The organism is Pseudoalteromonas sp. SWXJZ10B (genome assembly GCF_015864475.1).
GTDB lineage: Bacteria > Pseudomonadota > Gammaproteobacteria > Enterobacterales > Alteromonadaceae > Pseudoalteromonas > Pseudoalteromonas arctica.
Genome location: NZ_JADYXD010000011.1, coordinates 30,732 through 53,689 on the forward strand (window position 1 = coordinate 30,732; position 22,958 = coordinate 53,689).

General features: G+C 39.6%; 16 protein-coding genes. 10 read left to right on the top strand and 6 right to left on the bottom strand.

The genetic code is table 11. The features are described from left to right. Nucleotides 1-5 precede the first annotated feature (5 nt). From I6F54_RS11690 to ttcA, 10 genes are all read left to right on the top strand, one after another. On the top strand, nt 6-191 hold the full coding sequence (locus I6F54_RS11690) for a cbb3-type cytochrome oxidase subunit 3 (protein WP_010554061.1): 186 nt from the start codon (nt 6-8) through the stop codon (nt 189-191). Next, the gene (ccoP, locus tag I6F54_RS11695) at nt 188-1,222 is read left to right on the top strand and encodes a cytochrome-c oxidase, cbb3-type subunit III (protein WP_165722272.1); all 1,035 of its coding nucleotides are present in this window, start codon (nt 188-190) and stop codon (nt 1,220-1,222) included. The genes I6F54_RS11690 and ccoP overlap by 4 nt, the downstream gene beginning before the upstream one ends. 149 nt (nt 1,223-1,371) lie before the next feature. Continuing rightward, on the top strand, nt 1,372-1,863 hold the full coding sequence (locus tag I6F54_RS11700) for a FixH family protein (RefSeq protein WP_101216175.1): 492 nt from the start codon (nt 1,372-1,374) through the stop codon (nt 1,861-1,863). 8 nt (nt 1,864-1,871) lie between these two features. After that, nucleotides 1,872-4,247 carry a heavy metal translocating P-type ATPase gene (locus tag I6F54_RS11705; RefSeq protein WP_165741186.1) on the top strand — a complete coding sequence of 792 codons (2,376 nt, stop codon included), beginning with the start codon at nt 1,872-1,874 and terminating at the stop codon, nt 4,245-4,247. Continuing rightward, complete coding sequence (ccoS, locus tag I6F54_RS11710; RefSeq protein WP_121954920.1) at nt 4,244-4,411, top strand: cbb3-type cytochrome oxidase assembly protein CcoS; 168 nt, start codon at nt 4,244-4,246, stop codon at nt 4,409-4,411. The genes I6F54_RS11705 and ccoS overlap by 4 nt, the downstream gene beginning before the upstream one ends. Beyond that, on the top strand, nt 4,404-5,075 hold the full coding sequence (locus tag I6F54_RS11715; RefSeq protein ID WP_024594369.1) for a sulfite exporter TauE/SafE family protein: 672 nt from the start codon (nt 4,404-4,406) through the stop codon (nt 5,073-5,075). The genes ccoS and I6F54_RS11715 overlap by 8 nt, the downstream gene beginning before the upstream one ends. A 66-nt stretch (nt 5,076-5,141) precedes the next feature. Beyond that, nucleotides 5,142-5,879 carry an FNR family transcription factor gene (locus I6F54_RS11720; protein ID WP_007585636.1) on the top strand — a complete coding sequence of 246 codons (738 nt, stop codon included), beginning with the start codon at nt 5,142-5,144 and terminating at the stop codon, nt 5,877-5,879. A gap of 237 nt (nt 5,880-6,116) precedes the next feature. Next, nucleotides 6,117-7,268: a right-handed parallel beta-helix repeat-containing protein gene (locus tag I6F54_RS11725; protein WP_169043467.1), complete on the top strand. Its 1,152-nt coding sequence runs from the start codon at nt 6,117-6,119 to the stop codon at nt 7,266-7,268. Nucleotides 7,269-7,624: 356 nt separating this feature from the next. Next, a complete protein-coding gene (gene uspE / locus I6F54_RS11730; protein ID WP_197141473.1) occupies nt 7,625-8,551 on the top strand; it encodes a universal stress protein UspE in 927 nt (308 codons plus the stop codon). Between the two features lie 170 nt (nt 8,552-8,721). Next, nucleotides 8,722-9,636 carry a tRNA 2-thiocytidine(32) synthetase TtcA gene (gene ttcA, locus I6F54_RS11735; RefSeq protein ID WP_007585631.1) on the top strand — a complete coding sequence of 305 codons (915 nt, stop codon included), beginning with the start codon at nt 8,722-8,724 and terminating at the stop codon, nt 9,634-9,636. A 68-nt stretch (nt 9,637-9,704) separates the two neighbouring features. Here ttcA and I6F54_RS11740 read toward each other — a convergent pair whose 3' ends face one another. The 6 genes from I6F54_RS11740 to recC all read right to left on the bottom strand — a co-directional run bounded on the left by I6F54_RS11740 (nt 9,705) and on the right by recC (nt 22,937). Continuing rightward, nucleotides 9,705-10,766, bottom strand: a complete 1,062-nt coding sequence (locus tag I6F54_RS11740) for a hypothetical protein (protein ID WP_197141475.1) — start codon at nt 10,764-10,766, stop codon at nt 9,705-9,707. A gap of 55 nt (nt 10,767-10,821) precedes the next feature. After that, entirely contained in the window at nt 10,822-11,892 is a 1,071-nt protein-coding gene (locus I6F54_RS11745; protein ID WP_007585627.1) for a hypothetical protein, read from the bottom strand. A gap of 610 nt (nt 11,893-12,502) precedes the next feature. Continuing rightward, on the bottom strand, nt 12,503-13,828 hold the full coding sequence (locus I6F54_RS11750; RefSeq protein WP_197141477.1) for a methyl-accepting chemotaxis protein: 1,326 nt from the start codon (nt 13,826-13,828) through the stop codon (nt 12,503-12,505). Nucleotides 13,829-14,021: 193 nt separating this feature from the next. Continuing rightward, complete coding sequence (gene recD, locus I6F54_RS11755; RefSeq protein ID WP_197141479.1) at nt 14,022-16,076, bottom strand: exodeoxyribonuclease V subunit alpha; 2,055 nt, start codon at nt 16,074-16,076, stop codon at nt 14,022-14,024. After that, nucleotides 16,073-19,651, bottom strand: a complete 3,579-nt coding sequence (recB, locus tag I6F54_RS11760; protein ID WP_197119458.1) for an exodeoxyribonuclease V subunit beta — start codon at nt 19,649-19,651, stop codon at nt 16,073-16,075. The genes recD and recB overlap by 4 nt, the downstream gene beginning before the upstream one ends. Next, on the bottom strand, nt 19,638-22,937 hold the full coding sequence (gene recC / locus I6F54_RS11765; RefSeq protein WP_197141481.1) for an exodeoxyribonuclease V subunit gamma: 3,300 nt from the start codon (nt 22,935-22,937) through the stop codon (nt 19,638-19,640). Before recC ends, recB begins: the two co-directional genes overlap by 14 nt. Nucleotides 22,938-22,958: the final 21 nt, after the last annotated feature.

The following is a 22,958-nucleotide window of genomic DNA, read 5'->3' on the forward strand; positions in this document are numbered from 1 at the left end:
AAATTATGGATTACGGAACATACAGAGGTATTTTAACTCTGGTAATTTTAGTATTGTTTATTGTGATTGTTGCATGGGCATATAGCAAGCGAAGCAAAACTCGTTTTGACAGCGCTGCTAATGCCATTTTTGAAGATGAAAAAAAACATGACAACACGCTCTCTAACGAGGAAAAGGAGTCTGAAAAATGACTAGCTTTTGGAGTATTTGGGTTATTGTATTAACCCTTGCATGCTTATGCATCATCTTTGGCTTATTAGTTTGGAACTTAAAAAACTATGCAGGCGTAGAAGAAGGTGAAAGCTGTGGACATGAATTTGACGGCATTGAAGAGCTAAATAATCCACTACCAAAATGGTGGACTTACATGTTTTTCGCAACTTTTGCTTGGTCGGTATATTACCTTGCAGCTTTCCCAGGTTTAGGTAACTGGGAAGGTTTTGGTAAATGGACTAGTTCTAATCAAGGTATTACGTCTTTAGCTGAATCTAAAAAAGCAGTTGCAGAGGCAAAAGCGGATGGTCGCTTTGTAAAACTTGATAAAGAGTACGAAGCTGCAGAAGAGCGCTTTGGTCCTATTTTTAATAAACTTGCACAAGTACCCGTTTTAGATTTAGTTAATTCTAAATTTGAAGGTGATGCAGCGCAGCAAGTAGCACTTGATAATGATAATAAACATGAGCAAACAGATGGCCAAGTAGCCATTGAAATTGGTCAGCGTTTATTCTCACAAAACTGTGCGCAATGTCATGGCTCTGATGCACGTGGTGGTACTGGCTTCCCTAACCTAACTGATAAAGATTGGTTATATGGCGGAACACCTGACAAAATTAAAGAAACACTTCTTTATGGTCGTATTGCAGCAATGCCAGCTTGGGGTCCTGCTCTTGGCGAACAAGGCGTTAAAGAAATGACAGCACATGTGCTGAGCCTTTCTGGTCGTACTGTTAACCAAAAAGACGCAGACGCAGGTGCCGCTAAGTTTGCAATGTGTGCCGCATGTCATGGTGCTGACGGTAAAGGGTCGGTTGCACATAACCTACCGTTTGGCGCGCCTAACCTGACTGATAACATTTGGTTATATGGTGGTTCTCAACGTGCTGTTGAAGAAACGCTTAACCACGGCCGTGCCGGTGTAATGCCTGCATGGAAAGACATTTTAGGTGAAGATAAGATTCACTTATTAACTGCCTATGTTTACAGTTTATCGCAAGATAAATAAGCACGCGGTTAATAAAATGTTTATAAATTAATTTATTTAATTCAATAGATTAATCCAGATCAAAAAAGCCTCCACTGTGAGGCTTTTTTTTAGTCTTTTACGTATAATTCCTATAAAATAACGCTTCCTAAACTAATTTTAGAGACACTATGCAACCTACTCCGTGGTATAAAAATTTTTGGCCTTGGTTTTTAATCTTTTTTCCGTTAGTTGCCATTATTGGCTGTATTAGCTTATTTATTACGGCAATAGGTAACGGTCCAGATATGGTTGTTGACGACTACTACAAAAAAGGTAAAGCAATAAACTTAGAACTGACTAAGTTTGAAAAAGCAAAAGCACTTTATTTACATGGCGAATTAAATGTAACCAACGACCGTGTAAGCTTTAAGTTTACAAAAGGCGACAGCAGTAACGTGCATGTATTAAAGCTCTCATTTTATCATCGCACCATTAAAGCGCATGACTTTGAAGCAACACTTACTCCTAATGCCAATCAGGAATTTACTGCATTACTTAATGAGTATACACAAGGCGCCTACTCAGTATTTATTGAGCCAATAGATGGCAGTTGGAAAATGAAAGAAAATATAACGTTACCAACTGAACAAACCGTTTTAGTTACTCCTAATTATAAGTAGTAATAACTATGTCTAACTCTTGCTTTCATTGCCTTGAAAGTGTGCCAAACGGATTTAACGCAAACGTTATAATTGACGATATAGCTCAGCCAATGTGTTGCATTGGCTGCCAAGCTGTTGCACAAAATATTGTTGACCAAGGTATGACCGATTACTACAAATACCGCACCGTACGTGCCGGTAAAGTAGAACAGCTAGTACCTGAGCAACTCGCATTTATAAAAAGTTATGACAACGAAGATATTCAAGACGAATTTATAGCTACTAACGATAATATCTCAGAGGTATTACTGAGCGTTGAAGGTATAACCTGCGCTGCTTGTGCATGGCTTATCGAAAAACAACTTTTAAACTTAAATACTGTAAAACGGGTTGATGTAAATACATCCACCAACCGCGCGATGATCCTATGGGATAAAACCAACACTCCATTGAGTGAAGTTATTACTTCCCTAGCTAAAATTGGCTACAAAGCATACCCGTTTCAATCAGATGTTGAAGCTCAGCAAAAACAACAAACTGCCAAAGCCTATATTCGCCGCTTAGGTGTTGCTGGTTTAATGACCATGCAAGTTATGATGTTTGCATTTGCCATGTACTTTGGCATGTTCTCGGGTATGGATAGCAATTTTGAACAGTATTTTAGATGGATAAGTTTAATACTTGCATCTCCCGTTGTTTTATACAGCGCACTGCCCTTTCTGACCAATGCTATAAATGGCTTAAAAGCAAAACATCTCAATATGGATTTACCCGTATCACTGGCTATTTTTGGCGCATTCGGTGCAAGTTGTTACGCCACATTTATGCAAGTGGGCGAGGTCTATTTTGAATCTGTGTGTATGTTTACCTTTTTACTGTTATTAGGTAAATATCTTGAATTTAGAGCGCGTTTAAAAGCGAGCGAATTTACTGCCAACTTACAAAAACTACTGCCATTAACAGCGCGTACCATTAACGAAAGTGGCGAAGAGCTTATAATTGCGGCTAAAAAACTAAAACTTAATGACGTAGTACTTATTAAAGCGGGTGAAACGATTCCTGCCGATGGCGAACTTATTAAAGGCAAAACCACGGTTGATGAGTCAATGATGACGGGGGAGCACCAACCTGTCACTAAATTTATTGGTCACAATGTCTATGCTGGTTGCGTTAACCACGACGGCGTTATTGAAATAAAAATTAATAAAATTGGTCAAAATACGCTTTTAAACCAAATTATACGCCTGCAACATAACGCTTTAACCAAGCGCCCTAAACTGGTTGAAATTACAGATAAAGTTGCGCAATGGTTTATAGCGTGCCTGCTTATATTTGCTTCACTTACAGCTATTGGCTGGTATCAAATTGACCCAGAACATGCATTTTGGATCACTATTTCGGTTTTAGTTGCTACCTGCCCGTGTGCCCTGAGTTTAGCCATACCTACCGCGCTCACATGTGCAGTGGCAACGCTTACCCGCAAAGGCGTATTAATAAAACAAGCGCATGTGCTCGAAACGCTCTCACAAATTACTTTATTTGCATTTGATAAAACAGGCACACTTACGCAAGGTAAATTTAGCCTTGATGAAGTAGATATAATCGATAAACAGTATACAAAAGCTCAAGTGCTAGATATGGCAGCCATGCTAGAGCGTTATTCTGAGCACCCTATCGCCAGTGCATTTGATGAGTTTACGCCAGCTCACCGCAGTCTTAATAACGTTGAAGTACACCCAGGGCTGGGAATTAGCGCACAAGATGCAACTAATCATTACGCAATTGGTAAAAGTGGTTGGTTTAATAGCAAAAAATCGAATGCACAAGCGAGCTTGTATATAAATAAGCAAGTTGTTGCACGCTTTTACTTTGTTGATAAAGTAAAAAGCGATGCTAAAAAGCTTATAGACTCACTTCAATCGCAAAACTTAACGTGTCACATGTTAACCGGTGACGCGTCAGATGCTGGGCAAAAAGTATCAAAGCAACTTAAACTTGAAAGTGTGCAATTTGGATGTTCTCCACAAGATAAACAAACCGCCGTTGAGCAATGGTCTTCACAAAATGAAGTCGTTGCAATGGTAGGTGATGGTGTAAACGATAGCCCGGTATTTGCTAGTGCGCACTTATCTATTGCTATGGAAACCGGTGCAGACATATCAAAAAATAGCGCCGATGTAGTGCTTCTTAATAGCGATTTAGCCTCCATTGGTCACTTACTTAATGTAGCAAAACAAACCAGACGTATTATTAAGCAAAATCTTGCGCTGTCTTTATTGTATAATGCTTCAATATTACCACTGGCAGCGTTGGGCTTAGTTGCTCCTTGGATGGCTGTTATTGGCATGTCTGCCAGCTCAATTATTGTGATTAGTAATTCACTAAGGCTATTAAAGTTATGAGCATAATTTACATTTTGATCCCTATCGCCATTTTATTCGTCATTATTGCTATTGGTGTTTTCTTTTGGGCAGTGAAAAGCGAGCAGTTTTCGGATTTAAACAAGCAAGGTCATAGTATTTTGTTTGAAGATGACAAAGAGCAACATAAAAAAAGTAATGATTGACCCTCTTTATACCAGCGCTTTTTTAATGGGGCTAATAGGTAGCGGTCATTGCATTGCTATGTGTGGCGGTATTGCAAGCTCATTACAACTAGCAAGTGACAAACGTAAAACATTTACCTATTCATTTGCTTATAATATTGGACGTGCACTAAGCTATATGGCTGCTGGCGCACTTGTTGCTGGTATTAGCAGCCAATTTGCAAGGCAAAACACCTCCTTCTCTTTAGTACTTTCGTTCATTGCAGCTATTTTTATGCTCCTCGTTGGCGTGTATATAATGCGCTTGGGCCCTACTTTGCAATGGTTAGAGAAAATTGGTAAAACCTTGGTGTGGCAACACATTGTTAAACTAAATAAATATTTAATGCCTATTAACTCTCCTTTTAAAGCCCTAGGTTATGGTGCTTTGTGGGGATGGCTGCCTTGTGGGCTTGTATACTCAGCGCTTACATGGGCGATGACCAGCCCAAGTGCCCTTGACGGTGCCTTAGTTATGCTTTGCTTTGCTTTGGGTACTTTTCCCGCGATGATCACATTAGGCGTTACCGCACAAAAACTAAATACTATTATTAACCATCCATGGACCCGAATTGTATTAGGCAGTGTTATAATTTGGTATGGTATCTACTTATTGATTATTGCAACTGACAAACTGGTACATTAATCTATTCGCATTATTAACCTTTAAGGTTATTTTGCAGTCGTGTATAAAAATCAAACGGATTAAATTATGGATTTCTCTCAAAGTCGCGCTAAAGGTAATTGTGCTATTAGCTGTAATAACTGCAGTATTAGTCAATTGTGTTTGCCATTTTCACTCAATGGCCAAGAAATGGACAAGCTTGACGAAATTATTGAGCGAAAAAAACCACTCCATAAAGGCGACTATCTATTTGAATCAGGTGCACCTTTACAGGCTATTTATGCGGTTCGTTCTGGTTCATTTAAATCGTACACGTTATCGGAGCGAGGTGATGAGCAAATTACCGGCTTTCATTTAGCGGGCGACCTAGTTGGTTTTGACGCAATAAGTAAAATGACTCATCCCAGTTTTTCGCAAGCACTTGAAACGTCAATGGTGTGCGAAATCCCATTCGATACTCTTGATGAACTATCAGGAAAATTACCAAAGCTTCGCCAACAAATAATGCGCTTAATGAGCAGTGAAATTACATACGATCAAGAAATGCTGCTATTACTCAATAAAAAATCAGCAGAGGAACGCTTAGCTAGTTTTATTTATAACTTGTCGGAGCGTTTTGGTGAGCGTGGTTTTTCGCGTAAAGAATTTAGATTTACGATGACTCGCGGTGAAATTGGTAATTACTTAGGTCTAACAGTAGAAACCATTAGCCGTTTATTGAGTCGTTTTCAAAAAGCTGACTTAATTAAAGTAGAGGGTAAATTTATTACAATTTTAGATAATGATGCCTTGGCTAAAACCGCAGCAATAGTAAAACCTCGTTAGTACCTGCCTCGAATAACAATCCTTTACTCGTAATTGTTATGTAAATAAAGTGTAATTATTGCAATTACACTTACCTTCGACTAATACTTTAGAAGTGGGCTTAATTAAAGTTCTACAAATAAAGAACTTCATTTAACTCAATACCATTATTTGGCGCAGCGCATTTTACAAAAGCAATAATGCAATTTTATCATCGTTAAAAACTTCTATTTTATTCACTAAATGAAAGGAAATATTATGCGTAATATTTTATGTCTCTTGTTTATTTTTTCTTTAGGTATATTCAGTGCTCAAGCATTAAGTTTCATGATTCCAGATGATGGGGCCGATGACTCTCAATCGTTAAAAGAATTAATTTTGAACACTGAGGAGAATGGTGAATTAATTATCGAACAACCAGGCGTTTATGATATTTGCTCAGCTATAATTTTTAAAAACATCAGTAATGTTGTTATCTCTGCAAAAAAGGGAGTAGTGCTGAGAAAGTGTGATAGATTTGAAGGTGAATATATTTTAGCTTTTTATAACTCACATTTTTTAACTATTGAAGGCTTCATCTTTGAAGGGCTAACAAAAGATAAGGTTAATTACGCTTGGGGCGAGCAAGGTTTACTTTTAGCCGGCTCTTCAGATATTTCAGTGCATCATAACCAATTTTTTAACTTCGGAGATGCTGCAATTAGAGCTACTTCCTCTCACTTATCTTCTTTCGATGGGCCAATTAATTCTTTCAGAATCAAAATTAGTAATAATTACTTTGAAAATATCACGCAAGTTACAACCACTCATCCTTGGAATAATAACTTTGGTGGTACGCATGATATTAGAGTTGAAAATAATACTTTCGAAGGCATGAAGGGCTCTTTAAAGTTCGCCTCTGTAAAGCCAGTGTCTAAGGCTTTAGTAAGATATAATACGTTTAGAAATACAAAAGGTACTGCTATCGAGCTGACCTATTATTCAAATGTTAAAATCATTGCGAATACTTTTTTAGACACAAAAAAATTTATACTCAATGCTTATCCAAACAAGCCAAAAAGTGTGACAATTCCTTTTAATTGGGGGAGTATTTATTTTACGCATAACAGTATTATACGTTCGAAAGGGGGTATTAGAATACAATCTGATGTGACGGGAGAGCTCATTGACGATAATTACGTAAGAGGCATTTATATCAATAATAATCACTTTCTTGATATTGATATGACCGTTTACCCAGAAAAAAAATACTGGGATCTAATTAACTTATTTACTCGCGGTGGGAAAAATTATTTATTTTCTACAATTAAAGACAATACCTATAACCTACTCCCAGGGGTAAGCTTTGTAAAAGAAACTTACGGATTTTCCCAAGAAAATAATATATTACTGGAATCTAAGAATAATTAAAAAGTATAATTTTTTAGTTTAAAGTAACTTTTCAGTATATTTCACAGCCTTTGAGTTACTAAATTTTAGATATCCTTATGGGTTAAGGCTTCTTCAGTCTATTTTGGCCTTAGGTGAGACTGAGTCGATGCAACTTACGTACTCCCAATGAATAGGAAATGGAAATCTATAAAAGGCAAACATGCACCGCAATTAAATCGCTATAAATTAAAAAAGAGCAAAAAAACATCAAGTATATTTAAAACTTGGAACGAAAATATTTTTTGATTTAGAACAACAATTTATATGCTACCCCTTTAACTGTTTTATATTTACGTTACACTAAATGTACACCCGTTAGGTAAATGGAGTAGCATATGAACACTATTAAACACATTATTGCGGTTATTGACCCCACCAAAGATGATCAACACGGTTTAGCACGTTCAATAGATTTAGCTAAAAAATCTGGCGCAAGTATTACCGCCTTTATGACGGTTTACGACTTCTCTTACGAAATGACGACAATGCTATCTGGCGATGAACGCGAAGCAATGCGCGATGCCGTACTAAAAGATCGCCAGCTATGGCTAAACGATTTAGTTTCCCCTTACAAAGATATAAATATTGAAACCCAAGTGGTTTGGCATAATCGCCCTTACGAAGCCATAATCGATACTGTAATTGATCAAAAGTACGATTTAGTAATTAAAGGCACACATCAACATGGCGCACTTAAATCAGTTATTTTTACCCCGACAGATTGGCACTTAGTACGCAAATGCCCCGCTCCGGTATTATTTGTAAAAGAAATGGCATGGCCAGCAAACGGTAATATTTTAGCTGCTGTAAATGCGGTTAGTGAAAACGAAGAACACGTAGCACTTAATAAACGCGTTATTAAAGACGCACAATATTTATGTGAACTTGCCAACGCAAAACTTAATTTAGTTAATGCCTTTCCTGCAACTCCTATTAATATTGCCATCGAAATTCCTGAGTTTAACCCAGGACTTTATAACGAATCAGTTAAAAAGCATCATCATGAATCAACCAATGCACTTGCTGCAGAGTTTAATTTAAACCCAGAGCAATGTTTTATTGAAGAAGGCCTGCCAGAGGATGTAATCCCTGATGTAGCGAAGCGGTTAAATAGCGAATTAGTTGTTATTGGTACTGTAGGCCGCACGGGCTTAAGTGCCGCTCTTGTAGGTAATACAGCAGAACATGTAATTGATAGCCTAGACTGTGATGTACTGGCACTCAAACCCGATGGTTACCTGAGCCCTATGGCAAAGGATTAATTTTAAGCCTTATGTACAAGTTATAAGCGAGTTATTTTAACGTTTTAATAAGGCATGTTTAAATCAATTTTAATTACATCCTAAACTCGCATATTCAGGTGGTTTGGGTATAATACGCCCCTTTATTTTTAGCAAATAACTTTGCTGTATTGTTTTACTAGGGGGCGTAATTGTCACACTCAGATCAAGCTAAAGCTCAATTTAACTTAAATAAGCTGCAAAAGCGTTTACGTCGCCAAACTGGTCAAGCCGTTATGGACTTCAATATGATTGAAGAGGGTGACCGTATAATGGTATGTCTTTCTGGCGGCAAAGATAGCTACACAATGCTTGAAATGCTTCAACATTTAAAACGTGTAGCACCTATAAAGTTTGACCTAGTTGTTGTAAATCTTGATCAAAAACAACCTGATTTTCCTGAGCATGTTTTACCCCAGTATCTTGATAAATTAAATGTTGAATACAAAATTGTAGAAGAAGATACTTACAGTATTGTTACCGATATTATCCCTGAAGGTAAAACAACGTGTTCACTTTGCTCACGCTTACGTCGTGGTATTTTATACCGCACAGCAAAAGAGCTAGGCGCTACTAAAATAGCCCTTGGGCATCACCGTGACGACATGATTGAAACATTGTTTTTAAATATGTTTTACGGCGGAAAGCTAAAAAGTATGCCGGCTAAATTAATGAGTGATAACGGCGAGCATATGGTTATTCGCCCACTTGCATACTGTAAAGAAAGCGACATAAGCCAATACGCATTTGTACAAGGTTACCCTATCATTCCGTGTAACCTATGTGGCTCGCAAGAAAACTTACAGCGTAAACATACAAAAACAATGCTCGCTAAATGGGATGCGGAGCACCCAGGTCGTATTGAAAGCATTTTTACAGCAATGCAAAACATAGTGCCTTCACATTTAGCTGACGCCGACTTGTTTGATTTTAAAAACTTACAAACAGGTGAAGTAATTGATGGTGGCGATATAGCCCTTGATAAACCAGATATTCCTAAAGTGCCTGTTGCTAATGAGCTTGATGAACAAGAAGCGCCAAGTGTAGTTACTATAAATCTAAGCTAACAAATTTAAGGGGGTTGTATTTATGTACAACCCCCTTAAATTTACCAATTCAGCATTGCGTTCTATTTTTAACTCTCAGCTAAGCCTTGTAAAAATTCCAAACTTAACTTTTCTTGTGCATTAGCCTGATATGGTAATTGCTGCAAGCTATCGTACGAAAAATCGTTAATATCAAAATGACTTATTTCACTATTCCCAAAGCTGTTTCGCTCACCTGGGCTTGGCGACATTCTCTCAATAACAAAGTCGCTTAAGCGCATATCTGTAATGCCTTGTGGTAATACCGACCAGTGGGCTTTCAAATTAAGTGTTTGGCTTCCTTGTGCTAACCGCTCTTTAGATACTAAATGAGCAAGTGGTGTATCGCCACTGTATAAATTAGCCCTAACACGATACAAACCACTTTTTACTACCGCTATGTTAGCTGGCAAAATCATGTTTTCGTTTTGTGCAAAAGCAGTTTCAAAACCTGTTAAAGTTGCACTAGGCGGCATATATTGAATTTGTGCAACTACGGGAACTTTTTTACCGGCAACATCACCCTCTACAAACACTTGTAAGCTACGAGGGTAATCTTCATCCTCTTCAAATGTTATAATTGCTTCACCGTCACGCGCATTGCCTGTATGGGTATTTAACACTTCTTTTGTATCTGTATTTGCAAGCTCAACGACCACTTTTCCAAGCCCTTGAGCGCTTATCTTTATTGTTATTTCTTCTGGGTATACAAAACGATATTGCTTAAGACTTAACGTTAAAGCATCGCCACTTTCATCAATAGGGCTCGATACCGGGTAGAATTGATTTGGCTTTAATCGATCTTCATCTAATGGACTCAATGGCTGAGAATAAGGAGGAAATTTAAGTGCACTTTCATATTGCATAACCACTTGCTGCGCTGCTTTTGTTAAGTCTTCATTAAACGCGATTTGTTTTTTTGATTGTGTTTTTTTTGCTGTAGGTACATCTATAGGGATCACTTTTACTGGCGATAAATCAGCTACGCTCGCACTGTGTTTAACCTGAGGTGTTATTGGCTCAGCAACTTTATGAGCATCATTTTTACCTGTAAACCATAGCGAGAATAAAATAGTGCTAATAATTAAAGCAACGACATAAAATTTTTTCATTTTTATATTTCAATCTTTTATAAGGCGTATAGTTTTTAACTACACGCCTTGTATGTTATGGAATCACATTATAAATAAGTGCTGATGCGCTTAAATTATTTGAATCCTTAATATAACGATATTGTTTTTTCCAAAACCAACTACCTGTAGTTTTATCAAACGTATTAAAACCTACAGTGTCACCTTCCACATTTACGTTATTCATGGCTATTGTTACATTACCTTTTCGCTGCGCGTTATGTATTTCGTTATGGCTATAACTGTCACTCATCATCATTGGATAATGGTTTGGCATAAAGCTACTTACTGCATCACCTTGCGATTTTAAATGGCCATTTGTATCAATACTGCTGCTACAACTTCCAAACGAGCCAGCCGAACTGGCACCACATGAAGAGTGCGATGCAACAACCGAATCATCATTGCCTTTTAAAAAACCACCCGTTAAACCCAAATATGCATTTCCATCGGCAACAAAGCGTAAACGTGGCGTACGTGCATCTGGGAATGGTGAAATTTTACGTGCATTGTTTACTTTTAAATCGTGTAATACACCAACAGCTTCGGTTACATCACTTCCTAGCCACCATTTGAGTGCAGCATCGACCGCAAAGTTCCATGATGCGCCAGTTAAAGCACTAACAGCTACGTCAGCCAGCTCACTTCCACCACCCGCGCCTGCTAAATCAAACGTAGCAACAATATTAAGCGGCTCTAAGCCTTCGTTTTCTAACCAGTTTTCTTGATTATCAATAATATGGCGTGCAACTAAGTCTCCTGTTGAATGTGTTACAAATACACAGCCATCACTGCATAAATTAGAGCGTGAAATTTGCTTTAGCTTTGGCCACACCCAATCGGTAGCAATTTTACCTTCAATACGTTCATAAGCAGGCCAATCAATTCGCTCATCTGCACGATTATTCCAGTACGATTGCCAATATGTTTCACCATCATTGATTACATCACTACCCGACTTATTTGTTATTTGCGAAGTTTGTAACCCATGAATTAATATAATTTTGTAGTCTTTACTCGCTGCAGAAAAGCTCATTAACATAGCTAACCCCGCACCAATTAGGTGGCTTGGCTTAATTAATTTGTGTGTGCGCTTTGTGTTGTTCATACAATTCCTTAATGTTGTGTACTTAATATTTTATTATCATTTAAGGTATTCATGTTGGTTTACATAAGCTTGTCAGCTTAGGTGTTCACTAGGGTCTGTTGTTCTTTGCGGATTAAAATTTGTTCAAACTAGAGGCTATTTAATCACGGCGCGAGATTTGTAACCTAGTGGGCTCGGTAACTGCTCCTGCGTTACTCTACTGGCTTACATCCATGTAAGAATAAGTAAAAAACGAGCAACAAAGAGTAAATAGCCTCTAGGAAGTACCCTTTGGGCAGCGTCTGTTTGGCATTAATGCTACGTTATCGCCTATTTATGGGGAACAACCACACTACTTAGGCTCTGCCTTGCCTAAATACCAAACAGACTGCTGCAAATTTAACCTTGAAAGATCAACAGACTCTAGTATTAGGAACAACGAACAAAAATGCAACAACTTATTATCATTTAGGGAAGAGAAGAAACTTATTTCATACCGATTAATGAGTTAATAGAGGTATAGTTGTTATATTTGAAATTATTAGATGGGTTTCAAGGGGTATATTGAGGGTAGTAAGATTAAAGCGGATACCATTGAAAGTGCCCGCTTTAGAGTAAGGACGAAGCTAATCTAACCGTTAGCTTTAAGTTCACTGGTAAATTGCCCAATCGCATTTACAACTTCTTGTGCACCTTGTTGGATCTCTTGCATCACTTCACCAGATTCTTTAGATAACGCCAAGCCTTGCTCTGCCTTCTCTTTACCTTTTTCTATTACAGCCACCGTATTTTGGGTTTGTGATTGGTTGCGCTGTACAACTTCTACAATTTCTTCTGTTGCTTTTGAGGTACGCGATGCAAGCAATCGCACTTCATCTGCAACCACAGCAAAGCCTCGCCCCTGCTCGCCAGCTCTTGCCGCTTCAATTGCGGCATTTAATGCTAATAAATTTGTTTGCTCAGCAATACTACTAATGCTTTGTACAATACTCGATATTTGTTGCGACTGCTGATCAAGCGCTGAAATTTCATTTGCAGCTTGCTCCATGTTAATAGCCAGCTCAATCATTACTGCGACTGTATCTTGTATAACGCTCGCGCCTTGCTCTGCTTTTTTATCAGTTTGGGTTGAGGTGCTATAAGCAATTTCGGCAGCTTGTGATATCGCAATTTCTTGATTTACTTGGTCAGTGATAACAGTTGCAAACTTCATCACTTTATAAAGCTCATTCGCGTCATTTGAGATTGGGTTATACGACGCTTCTAGCCAAACAATGTTGCCATGTTTATCTACACGCTTAAAACGCTCAGCAATAAACTTACCTTCTCTTAATTTAGCCCAAAATTGCAGATACTCTTGGGAGTTATACTCTGAAGCCTCACAAAACGTACGGTGATGTTTACCTAATATTTCACTTTCTTGATAACCCATTGCAGCTAAAAACTGATCATTTGCTTTTAAGACATGGCCTTCTAAATCAAATTCAATTACCGCCATAGAGCGATATATCGCTTTAATAGTATCGCTTTGCTCGCGAGAAGCCGTAATTGTTTTTGTAAGTACACTTCCGAATATAGAAAAATAGAGCAACTGATCTTGCTCCCCTTTTACTGGATGTACTATTAAACGTAACCATTCAGCTTTACCATCGCTGCGCATAACTTGCAATGCACCGCCCCAATGCCCTTCTTTTTTAATAGCTTGCTGTAGGCTTTTAAATTCTGAAGATTGACGAGACGAATCTGTAATAAAATCGTCAAAAGAATTATTAGTTAGATCATCTTCACTGTAGCCTAGGTTTTCTAAAAACTTATCATTGGCGTGCGAAATTCGGCCATCATAAAGAATGTTTAGTACTAACATCTCTCGGTAAAGCCCTTCCCATACTTGTTGTAATGGGTAAAGTTCAGCTTTTAGAGAAGCTATTTCGTTTTGTTTATTTTTAGAAAAAAACATTAATATCCCTACTAATACATTCGATATGAAATGAAATTAATTTTATTATAGAAGATATTATTTATAACGCGATAAATAATAAGAGCTTTAATTACGAGATTCAGAAAGTTTTAAAATAGCCAATACATAAACACTGGTATCTACAAATATGTGGATACATCAATAAAATAACTTCTATGTCCCAGCAGAACCTTTAATTCTCAAACTTTAATCTTTCATACAATCCAGACGCTCTCGATACGCTTTTATTCATTGCTAATTGCAGTACTTTTTTGTCAGCCACCAGCTCAAACTTATTTTTAGCGCGGGTTATTCCCGTATACACTAATTGCCTGTTAATACCCATGCGCGCTTGTTTTAGCGGTGGCAGTACCATGGCTGTGTAGCTAAACTCTGAACCTTGTGATTTATGAATAGTCATTACATAGACTTTATCGTGCGCAGGGAGTCGTGCTGGCGAAAATGCTCGTTGATTACCTTGCTCATCAATAAATATGGCTTTGAGTTGATTACTTTCATCGGGCATTAAAATACCAATATCACCGTTAAATAACTTAAGTTGATAATCGTTTTGGCTCACCATAATAGGCATACCCGTGTAGTGGTGAGTATTAGGACTTACGGTAATTAAACCTTGCTGTTGCAACACGCGCTCTATTCGTTGATTTAAGCTATGAACGCCGTAATCGCCCTCTCGTACCGCAGCTAAAAGCTGATAACTAGCAAAAGCAGCATGCACCTGTGCAACACTTGCACCTTGAGCTATTAAGTTAAGGTACTTTGCATAATGACTTGCTGCACTGTTAACGAGCTTTTCAATTGGTTTTGCTACAAAGTCGTAATCTAAAATTACATCGTTAAAGCGCCCTTCACTACTTTCTTGCTCTACGTAATTTAAAATACCGGTGTTATTGGTGTTTACCGCAAGTGCGAGTTGACCAATGCCGCTTTGTGCATCAAATCGATAACTGTGTTGTAAAAAGGCAATGCAATCTGCGAGTTTAAATTCACTCACGCTTTGCGCTACGAGCTTAGGCTCATTATTAAAACATAAGCTATTTAGCTCATCACAACGTGCTTGCGAGTAGCTTGGCGTTTGCCCAAGTGTTAAACCTTGGCATAAATCGCTCATTACGCTGCCGGTATCTACCGAGGCAAGCTGATCTTTGTCACCTAGGAGTATTAATCGCGCGTGCGCAGGAAGTGCTTCTATTAATTTAGCCATCAGCGATAAATCGACCATACTGGCTTCATCAATAATTAGTACATCTAAATGCAGCGGATTACTTTTGTTATGTCTAAATTTATTAGTAAACGGTTTTACGCCCAATAAGCGATGAATCGTTTGAGCGCTTTGCGGGATCAGCGTTTTTATATCATCAGGGATCGTTGTGAGCTTATTTTTAGCGCCCAAAATAGACTCACTTAAACGTGCAGCGGCTTTACCTGTAGGGGCCACCAGCTTAATACTAAGCGGCGCGGTTTTATAAAGCGACTGCAAAATAGCCAGCAACTTAGTCACTGTGGTAGTTTTACCTGTACCTGGGCCACCCGTGATCACACTAAAGCCTTTGGTGGCCGCAATCGCACACGCCACTTTTTGCCAATCAGTTTCAATTGTTGAATCAGCAGGAAAATAGGTATTTAATAGTTCAGCCAATACTTCATTATTAATATTGAGCTTTCGCTCGCTCATGCTTAATAATCTATCTGCGAGTGTTTGCTCATAACCGGCAAGGCGCGCAAAATAAAGTCGCTCGTTAAACAGCTGCAGTGGTTTATTTTCGCCCACGCTTTCATGGCTTTGTAAATAATTAAGCGCCGTATGTACGTTAAAGTCATCACTAAACGGGCTTAGCGTACTGGGTACATTGCCATCGAGTTTATTAAAGTCGCTTTTGCGCAAATTAAAAGGATTACTCCAATCAACTTCACTTAAGGTTAGGCAGCTATGCTGGCTTTGCTGCGATAAGCACAGCAATAAAATAATATAAAACAGTTCATTGTGAGTTTTCTCAATGTCATTAGCACACAGTAATTCAGCGAGCTTCACATCAACTACACGCAGTCGGTTTTGCGCTAATAAATACTCAAGTAACGGGACTTCGGTAATCGTATTATTTAACACAATATCCTCTAATGGGGCATCTTGTGCTACATTTTTTGAAGTAAGAGGCTCTGCGGCTTCATTATTAAGTGTCTCGTCTATATCGTCAAACAAGCCAGGTTGCTCATTTAAATCGCTCATAGCATAGCTCCTTGGCTAAATAAGCCATCTAAAATAATCACTTGTTCTTCAGTTAGCTTTTTAAAGTACACGCCTTGCCCTGTCGGCATTCCACGTAAAAACGTGTAATACACGCCGCCTAAATGGGTTTCTATCGAGTAATCAGCTATACGTTGTTTTAATAAACGATGCAGCGCTACCGTGTAGATTAAATACTGTAAATGATACTGATGACTGCTCATCGCTTGCTCAAGCATATCGCCTTCGTAATCAGCTGGCGTACTGCCTAAATAATTAGACTTATAATCTAAAATATAATATTTACCTTGGTAGCAAAATATTAAATCGACGAAGCCTTTTAACAAGCCTTTTACTTGTGAAAATTCAAGCTTACTTTGCGTAAAGCCAAAATGTTTCACCAGCATTTCGTTTAGCTTAGGTGCACTTAAGCTCTCAAGTGGTAAATTAAATTCCATTTCGACTAGGCAATCATTGGGTGTAAGCACACCCAATGAAAGAAGGCTGTTTTCTAGAGAGCTTTTATCTAGGGGGCACGCAAGAACATCAAGCACCCATTTTTCAGCCACTTCTCGCCATTGCTCACCTATGTGGTATTTTTCAAGGCTGCGCTTAACTACCTCAGATAAGTTTTGCTCGGAATTAGTTGGGTGAACTATTGGGCTAATAAAATCTATTTGTTCAAATATTTCGTGTAAACAGCTACCCGGCTTTGGCCCTTTAGGAAAACTATAAGGTGATGGCAGTTCATCCTCTTGCACTGCAAACTCGTCTTTTTCGTGATCTTCATCACTTCGCCCTGGGGCTAATTGGTCGCTGTGCTTTTTAAAGCTCAATGCACTAAAGCTAGTTGCTCGCCAGTTACGCTCAATATTTGCCGTTACTCTATTAACACTTAATGTTTGCTGCGCAATTTTACTATTACTAAAACAAAGCGTTCCCTGCTCTAATAATGTTTGTGAGGTAAATTGCTGATAGCTCATCGCACTATTAGCGTCGCAAAACTCACTTAAATGCGTGCGCCATGTTTGGCTACTGGCAAGTTCAAGCCCTGCAAATAAAACATGCCCAAGTGCACTACTTTGCATAGCCAAGCGGCTACTTTGTCCTTGCCCAATGTTATAAACACCAAGCGCACAAAAATGTACGGCGCGAGTAAGCGCTACATAAAGCAGGCGTAAATCTTCAGCTAGGCGTTCTTGCTCTGCTTTTTGCAGGGCATCTTCGTCTTTACTTAAATCGTAAACTAGCTTGCCATTATTATGATAAAGCGCTTCTTTTGTTTCGCGATAGCCACTGGCAAACGGCATAAATACCAGTGGGTATTCAAGCCCTTTTGAGGCGTGCATAGTGACTATTTTAACTAAGTTGGCGTCGCTTTCTAGGCGTACTTGCACGGTTTCGCCATCTTGTTGGCTTACCTTTTGTGCAAACCATCGCAGCAAACGCAGCGTGCCTTCAAGCTCTATTTGTTTTTGCTGAAGTATTTCGCCCAAGTGCCTAAAGTCCGTCAGCCAACGCTCAACGTTATATCCCAACCCTTGCCATTTAGCGCTAAGCTGGTTATGGCTCATTAAGCGCTCAAGCATGGCCATAGCGCCTTGCTTGTTCCAAATGTGGCTAAGTTGTGCAAAAAAGTTTAAGTAGTCTTGCCATTTATTTTCATCATCGGCGAGTGCATGTATTTCGTTATAACTTAAACAAAATAACGGGCCAGCTAAAACACCGCGCAGCAATGACTCGTCATATTGACCATGCAGCGCTGTTAAAAAGTTAAGTAGGTGATGGCTAAGCTCTTGACTAAAAACGCTTTCGCGCGATAAATACACGCTGGCTATTTTGGCTTCGCTAAGCGCTTTTTTCATTATTTGTGCTTCAACACGGTCGCGCACTAATATACAAATATCGGCAGCGCTTACAGTGTTACTGCCAATGCACGCGTCCCCCTGTTTAGCTTTTTCAAGCAGAGTCACTATTTTATTCGCAAAGTGAGTGGCTAAATGCGCTTGCCCTACACCTTTGTTAGTTGGTTTGTTCTTTTCATCGGCGGCTTCATCTACAAATACATTAAATTCGAATGCGGTAGCGGGTTTGCCATCAATTAAAAAAGAGTCATCCGCTTTTTTGCCTTTAGCAGCTACTGCGTTAAAGGGTATGGCGTCGTTATAAATAAAGCTGTTAGCGTGTTTGCCAAATAAACTATTAACGCTATTGACTATATCGGTGCTTGAGCGAAAGTTAGTCCCCAGCGTAAATTGCTGATCAGTCTGCACTGCCTCTTTTGCGCCAATGTACGTAAAAATATCTGCGCCCCTAAAGCCATAAATAGCCTGTTTAGGGTCGCCTATCATGGCAAGCGTGGTATTTTGTTGCCCATAAATTTTACTAAAAATACCGTACTGAATCGGATCGGTATCTTGGAATTCATCAATCATGGCAACCGGAAACAACTGCGCAATTTTTTGCGCTAGTACGTCGCCTTGCTCGTTATTAAGCGCACTGTGTAAATTAGTCAATAAGTCATCTGGGGTGATAACGCTTTGCTCTTGTTTACGCTTAACTATTGCGGCTTTTACCCAGCGTGCTGCATGTTGTACAACCGCTATTTTGAGCCCTTGGTTTATGGTGTTATTAAGTGCGGCAAGCTCGTCAAACTGACTCAGTAATGGATGCACAAATAATGGCTGATTTTTTTTATAATTGCCTGCATCGCTTAGGTTTTCTGTACTCCATACTTCAAACGAATACTTGTTAGTGCCAAATTCAAAAAACAAATCGCCGCCTAAACAAAATGCCTCAAGCGCACTAAGGCTGCCTTTTCGTGCTGGCGTTTTAGACCCGCTTAAACCCGAGCTTTTAATAGCACCGATAAACTCTTGCTCTAACACCGCTTTTTTAAATGCAGGCACACGGGTTACGTATTCGTCACGCGCTTTCCATACATCATCTAAATTTATTTGTGGTGTAATGTGCGCATTAGCTTTGTTTAAAATGCTCGCCACTTGAGCGAATAAAGACTCTGGTGCGGCAAATACATCTAAAATAGCATCGGTGCGTTCTTTATTAAGTGGGTATACAAACGCACGCCAAAAATCTTTAATAGTTTCGAGCAGTATGTCGCGCTCATCTAAAATAAATTCGAGATTAAACGCCACACCCGACTCAAACGCATGTTGTTTTAGCATCCGCTGACAAAAGCCATGAATGGTAAAAATAGCGGCTTCGTCCATTGATTTAGCAGCCGCATCGAGTAAATCAAAGGCGCGGTGTTTATCGTCAATTTTGGCAATTACGCCTTCAATGAGTTCGTCATTTGGGTCTTGCCCAAGCAGTGCGTCGCGTGCAGCAATAATTCGGCTGCGTACGCGGTCTTTAATTTCTTGGGTGGCAGCGTCGGTAAAGGTTACTACCAAAATTTGCTCAACACTGAGCGGCGTATTTAACTCACCTTCTATTTGCATGCCTAGTAAGTAACGTAAATACAGCCCCGTAATTGTATAAGTTTTGCCGGTACCCGCACTGGCTTCTATTAAACTTTGACCAATGAGCGGCATAGTAAGAGGATTAAGTGCTTGCATGGTCACTCTCCTTTGCATGTTCAAATAAAGGCGTGAGCAATTTATCACTCCATTTTATAAATTCTTCTTGGCAGTCGTTTAGCGATTGCACCGTTAAGCGAATATACGGATTTTCGCCCTCGCCTCGCCCTATGTATTGCGGGCTAAATTTGCTCATTGCTTTTGTTATATCGCCGCCGCTTTTAACGTACTCATAACCACTTACCGGAAAAAACGGCACAGGCTCTGCGCGCAGCGCTTTGTATAACTCAAACCAATCGGCTAATAGTGCATCGGCATCGGCTTTGCTTATGGGCGCAAAGGTAATTTGCTTATCAAGCCCAAGTAACAATGTTTCTACGTGATGCTCCATACTTTGCGCTGTAAGGTGATAAATAAAGCCTTTAATTAAATCTTTCGCTTTAATACTCGCGCTGCGATAAAACACTTGTTTTTGCAAATAAACATGATTGAGCCATCCCTCTATTTTAGTGCCTTCAATTGTAAGCAAAACTTCTATTGGCTCACTTTTTCCGCCTTTAATGTGCTCTTTTACTTGCCCTGCAAGCGCGTCAACTCGGTGCTCCATACTCTCAAATATGAGGCTGCCGACATTGGCTTGAGGTAACTCACCCCGCTGCAGTATTTGCTCGGTACTCAGTGGTTGCTCGTTTATATTGGCTTTAAGTATTTCATCAAGGTAAAAATAACGGCGCAGCGCATCTAGGCTAAATGGCTCTTCGTCTTTTGCTACTTCGTTAAATTGTGGCAGGCGTAAACCTAATGTTTGTTGATAAAAGCTCTCTTGTGCGCTGCACACACTTCTAATAAACACATCAAGATCTAACTGATCTGGCACAGTCACATCAAGTGCAATAACTGGCTCTGGTTTAATTGACTCACTTGGCAGCCAAATTGGATTGTAACTGTGGTTGCTCAGCACAGTATTGGCTTGCTCATCGGCTAAATAATAATGGCTATTAAAAGGCTGTAAATGCTGCTGATTAATTAGACATGCGGGCAGCGTTTTTTCGCTTTTATCGCTTAATTCAAAACTACGCCCAATATATTCTAACAGCTCGCTTACAAGGGTTGATGGCATACGCGGTTGGTTATCAAAACACGAGCGACCAATGTAACTCATGTATAAATTGTCGCGGGCACTCAGTAGCGCTTCTAAAAATAAGTAGCGGTCATCTAATTTACGTGATCGGTCACCTTTTTGCTTTTTAGAATAAGGCACTAAGTCAAAACCAATGGGTTGTACGTTACGCGGGTAGTCGGCATCGTTTAAGCCCAGCATGCATACCACTTTAAATGGTACGGCGCGCATGGGCATAAGCGTACAAAAGTTTACTTGCCCAACTAAAAACCGCTGCCCTACGCCTTTTTCTTGAATGCCTTGTTTAACTAAGTAACTAACAATACGCTGCGAAACCGCTTTACTGTAATCGCCGTTGTCGTGGTGTTTTTGTATTTCTTCGAGCACGTTTTGAAGTACTAATAAATCCCAGCTGTCGTCGCTTTCACTTTCGTATATGGCGTTTAATAGCTCGCTTAAAATATGCGCTTTATTAGTGAGCGTGTCATCAGGCGTTAGCTGCTCTTTAAAGCTTTGCAGTACATCAATAAAGTGCACAAGCTTATTAAGCGTATCAAGCGCCATACCTTCTACTTCATCAGCGCTGTAAATACCGTTAAACGGGCATTGCTCGTCGCGCATGGCAATACCAAGCAGTAAACGGTTGAGCCCATGTTGCCAGGTATTTAAATCGATAGCGGGCAAATCAAAACTGCTTTTATGCGCTGCGTTTATACCCCATTTAACGCCTACACGTTCAAGCCAGTATTGAATTTGCTCGTATTCGTGCGCTTCAAGTCCAAATTTTGCGGCTATTTGCGTCACTTGTAATAAATCGAGAATATCCGACACACCAAAGCGCGAAAACGGTAAGTTAGCTAAACTCGCAAATGAGCTAAGGACGGGCTTTTCTTGCTCTATGGCTAAATCGGCCAATGCGTAAGGAATAAAGCGGCTACCTTGTGCCCCGCCAAATACGGCTTCAATGTAGGGGCTGTAAGTGCCTACATCGGGCATCATGACAATTATGTCTTTGGGGGTAAGCGTTGGGTTTTGATTAAATAAGTTAAGTAAGTAGTCGTGCAAGCGCTCAACTTCTCTAAGCGGTGTATGGCAATCGCTGAGCGTAATACTGGTGTCGGTTGCACTGATTGGTAACTTACCTTCGTCGTTTATAAACCACTCTTTGTTATCGGTCAGCGATTCACCTTTAAACGCAAGCTGATAAATCTCGCTTTGTACTTGCCCTAGTAAGGTGTCGTCAAACACATCAATAAAACCGTCTATCCAACGGGCATCTAACTGTACGAGTTGCTCAAAATAGTCGCGACCTAATTTACCCCACGACGATAACAACGGATTACCTATAAAGTAGTATTCTTCATCTGGATTGGTTTGTTTTTTTTGTTGCGCTTCCACCAGCGGCATTTTGGCGTATTTTGCGCTTATTTTAGCTGCTGTTTTTTCATCTATAATATCGCCCCAGTAATGCTCACTCGGGTTAAAAAAGAATAATATAACCTCAGTTTTTTTACTCAGCGCTTCAAACACCTCAAGCTGGGAGCTGGCAATCGCCGATATACCAAATAAGCTAATGCGTTGTGGCAGTATGCTATTGTCCATAGTCTCAAGTGCTGCAAGTAACTGCCCTTGCATATTAGCGCGATGAAATTGGCTTTGCCCAAGTTCTTGGCTTAGTTTTACAATGCGTCGCCATAAGTCAGGTTGCCATGGAGCAATGGTTACATCCACGTCATCAAGCTCATCTTTTCCGCTATCCCATGTGGCTATCCAGTGCGGTCGGTACATTAAATATTGGTCGTACACATCGGCTATTTTTTCGCACAGCGCAAAGGTTTTTTGCCCGTCGATATCGCCTTCTAAATAGGTTTTTAGCGGCAAATATAATGGCTCGTCAATACAGGTTGGTAAAATTGCGAACAGCTTCCAAGCAAGGTTGGGCTTATTAAATGCCGACTCTTTAGGGACATTTGGCAGTAATTGCTGATACAACTGCCAAATAAAGCTCGACGGCAGCGGAAAATCTACCTGCGCTGCAACCCCTAAGTTTTCGCTCAAACCTATTTTTAACCACTGCGACATACCCGGCGATTGCACTAGCACTACTTCTTTGTCGAACGGGCTTTGCAATGGGTTTACTTTTAACAGCTGGTGGAACTGCGCTTGCAGGGCTTCCATCCGGTTTGATTGAATAATATTTAGCATATAACACTGACCTTGCTTGAG